The sequence below is a fragment of the Mesorhizobium sp. M7A.F.Ca.ET.027.02.1.1 genome, assembly GCF_004022985.1.
Lineage (GTDB): Bacteria > Pseudomonadota > Alphaproteobacteria > Rhizobiales > Rhizobiaceae > Mesorhizobium.
Map to the genome: position 1 here is coordinate 1 of NZ_RZOL01000519.1, position 3,668 is coordinate 3,668.

The window sequence follows — 3,668 nt, forward strand, 5'->3', positions numbered from 1 at the left end:
CCTTCACCATCTCTTCTCGTGCGAGCCGCGCTGCAACAGCTTCCGCTCGAACTACCCGCTGGTCCAGCACGAGTTCGAAAGAACGATGCAGGATTGCGGGCGGGTCGAAGACGACGCCTTCGAGCCCAAAGGTGGGAAGGGCGCTGTTGCGCGGGCGACGCTCTATTTCATGCTCCGATATGCCGGTATGTCGGCAGGCGCTATGCCGGCCAGCGGCTGAAAACGCTTTTGGCTTGGCACGAACAATATGCCCCTGACGAGTGGGAAAAACATCGCAATGCGGCGATCTACGTCCTTCAAGGCAATCGGAATCCGCTGATCGATTTCCCCGAGTGGGCCCTGCGCCTGCAGTTCGAAGGCTGACGAAATCGATCATGTCGGAGAGCACGCGCGCTTGGGAAACGGCTGGGACAAGTGTCAACTGCCAAGTGACCGCGGTGCTCCTGACGTTAGGCGCGCCTATGTAGGCGAGCCGTCGATTGCGCCCGAACACCTTCGCTGTGCCTGCAATCAGGGAACTGATTGCATCCGTGAAACACCGTCCCGTTCTTGTTGCGCTTCTCGACCATCTGGCCCACCAGACAAACGGGGCATTGACGCAAGGCAGCGCCTTCGATTGTCTCGTAGCGCACCTCATACCCGGCTATCTCGCAAAGTTCCCGGATATAGCGGGACGGCTGGCGGCTGTTGGTGATGAGATATACGCCCCGGCTGGCGCGCGTGAGCGCGACGTAGAACAGGCGTCGTTCTTCAGCATATGCCCGAATATTCATTCTGCCATTTAGCTTCTAAAAGATAGGTCTCGCCCTCGAGCGCGAAGCTGCCGTCAATCTGCTCTCCAGTCAGGCGAAACGAGCCACGTGGTGCAAGGTTGTATGCCGCGAACAGATCATGAAGAAATTTCTCGAAGGCATAACCACGGGGCTGAGGTGCAAGCTTGCTGACCTCGAGCAGTTGTTGGGAGAGCAAGCTCACCTGCGCCGCTGTTGGTTTCCCAGCTATGGGTTTTTGCACCGGCGCTGGATTTCGTACCGGAAGCATGTTGAGAAAAGAATCGTCCGTGAGTTCCGGGATTCGAAATGAACCCCCACGCAGCAGAGTATTCAGTTGCTCGATCTCCTCTCGCATTAGCGGCTCGCCACGCCCCCGGCGCCACGTCAAAGACTGACGCACAATCGCATTGATGAGAGGGCAGAACCGATTCCGCCGATGTTCCAGCGTGGCGGTGAGAAGCTGAACCAGCGATGGAAGCTTGCTGCCTTGTTGCCAGAACTCGCCAACTCCGACCTCATTTGCGGCAAGCGGAAATGCAGTGCGGGAGTTCCCGCTGCCGGGCAGGAAGTCATTAAGCAGATCAGCAATTGCACTGACGGCGGTCGCCTCTTTCATACTGATCGACATCGGCTACTCTCTCCCCGCCTATGCTTATGCTTTCACATACCGTATTGCGTCCCGGAAACCGCGCCCCGATCTCCGAGGCACTCCATCACAGTGCGTCGCCGGAAATCGGTACAAAATGATGCGTCCAGTTGGAATGATCTGGGAGAGATAGTCGAAATCCCGGATGTTTCCGGTCAGGACGCTCGCACCCAATTGCCTTGCCTGCAGGAAAATCAGGGCATCATTGATAAAGCGTCGCTCGTGACCCTCGCCTTTCGGCATCTTGCTCAGCCGGAAAAGCAGGCCGGCAATGATGCCGGCCTGTCCCCAAGTCGTCGCTTCGGGGGCGTGAAGCCTATGCGTCGGCACGTCGTCAATCGTCTGCTGGATAATTTCCAGGGCCGATTTCGTCGACGCGTGAGCCGGATCAAGGCGGCCAAACGCATGTGTCAGTTCGGAAAGACAAACTGCCGAATGGTGACAGAGCCGATACCTCAGGAGCGCATCCACCGCTTCAGGCGTTCGTCCCTGCAGGACGTCCAAATAAACACTGGTGTCCAGAAACAATGGACCACCAATAGTGGGCTCGTCATCTACCCAGGGTAAATCTCCATCGGCTCGGCGTTCGAGTGTTCCCCGCCGCTTTTGGGGCTTCAGTAATCGCAGGGTCTCACGAAGATCAAACCCCAAGATCGATATCCGCCGGAATGCTGCCTTTCCGGCCAACAAGGCGAGCGCCAAAGTCGTCCTCTAGTGCCAGCCGCGACAATGCCAGTTCCAGCAGTTCAGTGTCGGACGTGACGTGAGCTCGCTTTTTGGCGGCGTCGATCAACTCCGACGGCACACGGCCTGACAAACGTGTATTTTTCGCGGCGCCGAGAAGGCCAACGGCGCGTGCCTGCTCAAGCACAAGCTTGTTGCGCGTTAGTGCTACCTGCTCCTCATTTTCCGTAGCGGAACGAATTTGGGCGCCCATGTCGGCCTCCTTTGTTGAACATAACATAGATACCGTTCAACGCAGATGCAAGGTATAATCTGGCTTTCGGGGAGCTCAGGAATATGGTCCCTTAATTCGTCAGCAATGGATCACAGCACACCCCACCCACGATATCGCCCCCTCCCCGTCATTTCCCGCACGCCGAGGTCGGCTATGAGGTCGAGGGCGCCCCGAGGGACGACCTTTACTGCCTTCGCGATCATCGTCGCAGAAACGATCGGTCGCGAGAGGACAAGCTCGATAAGATCGGGGAGACTACTCGATGAACGACGATTCCTCAGCCGACGCTCCATCTGATCCTTTGCCTGGCCGAGGCGATCGAGTTCCTTCATTCCGGCTTCCGCCGCGCTCGACAGGGCATTAAGGAATGCGATGAGCCTGGTCGTATGGGTCGACGAACGCCGCCGCTCTCGCGAGATTGCCTTCAAGCCAACGTTGAATGCGAGGAGATGACTGGCGACCTTGCCCCTCGATCGTAGATACGAGCCGACGAGAATGGAGCCCAGCCAATTCTGGCGCTGAAGGGGTTCGAGGGTTTCCCAAGCTTCCCATAGAACGGCTACCCCGAGTGACGCCGGGATAGCGTCGGCTTCAGAAATCGTATCTCGCCAGCGGGAAAGTCGCTCTGCTTCGTCCCAATCCTGGTCGTAGATGAGTGGGTCGCGTCCGCTGGGCTCTACCCTCGCCGGCGGCTGCAGCGCGGTCTTTGCGCCATGTTCCGTCAACAGCCGTTCGGAGCGGGCGAGGACAGCATCAATATCCGCAAAATGCTGCGCAAACGCGTCATCAGCAGACTCGGTATCGGCGTCCGGCGCTTCGACGGCATCATCATCATCGATGGTCCCCTCCCCTTCCCTCTCCGCGACCGCATCGACCGGTCGACCACGCAGCGCGGAGATGCCGGCATCGCTCAGCGCCCAGCCTGAATCGGAATCCGCGATCCGGCGGCGCGCTCGCAGGATAGAGTGGGCAATGACGAGTTCGTGGGTCGGAGCCCGAACGTCCATATGCGCGTCGTGGAGAACGAGATCCTCGACATGGACGAGTTCACCGGAAACCCACATGCTGGCAGCCGAGTCGAAGAAATGCCCTCGCTCGACAAAGCCGGCGCCAACCGGACTACGCCGCGTCCTCTCGTCGAGCCGGGCCAGCTGATCTTCTGCTGTCGCTTTTACTTCCCGATTTCAATCGCCCGAACGTCATATGCCGGTTAGGTTTGCGCGCTACCAGAGGCGCAAATTTTCACTAACGATTTCACTGACCGCTCGATTTGCCGAAACCATTGCACAAC

At 58.4% G+C, this 3,668-nt stretch carries 5 protein-coding genes and 1 pseudogene; 1 reads left to right on the top strand and 5 read right to left on the bottom strand.

What is annotated here, in order from left to right:
• Window positions 1–220: hypothetical protein (locus EN749_RS38310; protein ID WP_210214744.1), on the top strand; the 220-nt coding region annotated here is incomplete at its 5' end.
• Window positions 221–449: 229 nt separating this feature from the next.
• Here EN749_RS38310 and EN749_RS32525 read toward each other — a convergent pair.
• From EN749_RS32525 to EN749_RS32545, 5 genes and pseudogenes are all read right to left on the bottom strand, one after another.
• Window positions 450–773 (bottom strand): topoisomerase DNA-binding C4 zinc finger domain-containing protein, encoded by a 324-nt coding sequence (locus EN749_RS32525; protein ID WP_128364701.1) that lies wholly within the window; start codon window positions 771–773, stop codon window positions 450–452.
• Window positions 751–1,401, bottom strand: a complete 651-nt coding sequence (locus EN749_RS32530) for a hypothetical protein (protein ID WP_128364702.1) — start codon at window positions 1,399–1,401, stop codon at window positions 751–753. The genes EN749_RS32525 and EN749_RS32530 overlap by 23 nt, the downstream gene beginning before the upstream one ends.
• A gap of 24 nt (window positions 1,402–1,425) precedes the next feature.
• Complete coding sequence (locus EN749_RS32535; protein ID WP_245491545.1) at window positions 1,426–2,070, bottom strand: hypothetical protein; 645 nt, start codon at window positions 2,068–2,070, stop codon at window positions 1,426–1,428.
• Window positions 2,060–2,356: a hypothetical protein gene (locus EN749_RS32540; protein WP_095488778.1), complete on the bottom strand. Its 297-nt coding sequence runs from the start codon at window positions 2,354–2,356 to the stop codon at window positions 2,060–2,062. The genes EN749_RS32535 and EN749_RS32540 overlap by 11 nt, the downstream gene beginning before the upstream one ends.
• A 110-nt stretch (window positions 2,357–2,466) precedes the next feature.
• Window positions 2,467–3,540 (bottom strand): annotated as a pseudogene (locus tag EN749_RS32545) (RHE_PE00001 family protein); the annotation flags it as partial.
• Window positions 3,541–3,668: the final 128 nt, after the last annotated feature.

Bases quoted from the DNA above. Each gene is read 5' to 3' on its own strand.
- EN749_RS32525 (WP_128364701.1), bottom strand. From the start codon at position 773: ATGAATATTCGGGCATATGCTGAAGAACGACGCCTGTTCTACGTCGCG.
- EN749_RS32530 (WP_128364702.1), bottom strand. From the start codon at position 1,401: ATGTCGATCAGTATGAAAGAGGCGACCGCCGTCAGTGCAATTGCTGAT.
- EN749_RS32540 (WP_095488778.1), bottom strand. From the start codon at position 2,356: ATGGGCGCCCAAATTCGTTCCGCTACGGAAAATGAGGAGCAGGTAGCA.